The sequence below is a fragment of the Pseudarthrobacter sp. YAF2 genome, from assembly GCF_052113345.1.
Classification (GTDB): domain Bacteria; phylum Actinomycetota; class Actinomycetes; order Actinomycetales; family Micrococcaceae; genus Arthrobacter.
This window is the reverse complement of the sequence record NZ_JBFRDA010000044.1, coordinates 1-1,286: the sequence shown is the minus strand read 5'-3', so window position 1 is coordinate 1,286 and position 1,286 is coordinate 1. Positions and strand designations below refer to the sequence as shown.

The 1,286-nt window shown below is 63.8% G+C and carries 1 protein-coding gene; it reads left to right on the top strand.

Features of this window, described 5'->3' with window-relative positions:
* The coding region (locus tag AB4Y79_RS21600) for an amino acid permease (RefSeq protein ID WP_441866247.1) at window positions 1-1,286 on the top strand (1,286 nt) is incomplete at both ends.

The window sequence follows — 1,286 nt, the reverse complement described above, 5'->3', positions numbered from 1 at the left end:
AACGCCGCGGGCCCGTCCCTGGTCATCGCGTACGCCGTGTGCGGGTTCTTCGCGTTCCTGATCCTGCGCGCCCTGGGCGAACTGGTCCTGCACCGGCCCTCCTCAGGCTCCTTCGTCTCCTACGCCCGCGAATTCTTCGGCGAAAAAGCCGCGTTCGTCTCCGGCTGGTTCTACTGGATCAACTGGGCCACCACCACCATCGTGGACATCACCGCCGCCGCCCTCTACATGCACTTCTTCGGCAACTACATCCCCTGGATGGCCGAGGTCCCGCAGTGGGCCTGGGCRCTGACCGCCCTGATCGTCGTCCTCGCCCTGAACCTGGTCTCCGTGAAAGTCTTCGGCGAAATGGAATTCTGGTTCGCCCTGATCAAGGTCGCAGCCCTCGTCGCGTTCCTGATCATCGGCACCTACTTCGTCATCTTCGGCACCCCCGTCTCCGGCCAGCCGGTCGGCATCAGCCTCCTGTCCGATAACGGCGGGATCTTCCCCAACGGCCTGCTGCCCATGATCATCCTCATGCAAGGCGTCCTGTTCGCCTACGCCTCCATCGAACTCGTCGGCACCGCCGCCGGCGAAACCGAAAACCCCGAAAAAATCATGCCCAAAGCCATCAACTCCGTGGTCTTCCGCATCGCCGTGTTCTACGTCGGCTCCGTCATCCTCCTCGCCCTCCTGCTGCCCTTCACCTCCTACCAAAAAGGCGTCAGCCCCTTCGTCACCTTCTTCGGCTCCATCGGCKTCCAAGGCGTSGACGTCATCATGAACCTCGTCGTCCTCACCGCCGCCCTGTCCTCCCTGAACGCCGGACTCTACTCCACCGGCCGGATCCTGCGCTCCATGTCCGTCAACGGCTCCGCCCCCAAATTCGCCTCCCGCATGAACAAAGCAGGCGTCCCCTACGGCGGCATCGCCATCACCGCCACCGTCTCCCTCCTCGGCGTCCCCCTGAACTACCTCGTCCCCRCCGACGCCTTCGAAATCGTCCTGAACATCGCCTCCGTCGGCATCATCATGACCTGGGCCACCATCGTCCTGTGCCAAATCCAACTCAAACGCTGGGCCGACAAAGGCTGGGTCACCCGCCCCACCTTCCGCATGTTCGGCGCCCCCTACACCGGCTACCTCTCCCTGCTCTTCCTCATCGGCGTCCTCATCATGGTCTTCATCGACTCACCCCTGACCATGCTCGTCACCGCCATCGCCTCCATCCTCATGATCGCCGGCTGGTACGCCTGCCGCACCCGCATCCGCCACATCGCCGAAACCCGCGACGGCTACACCGG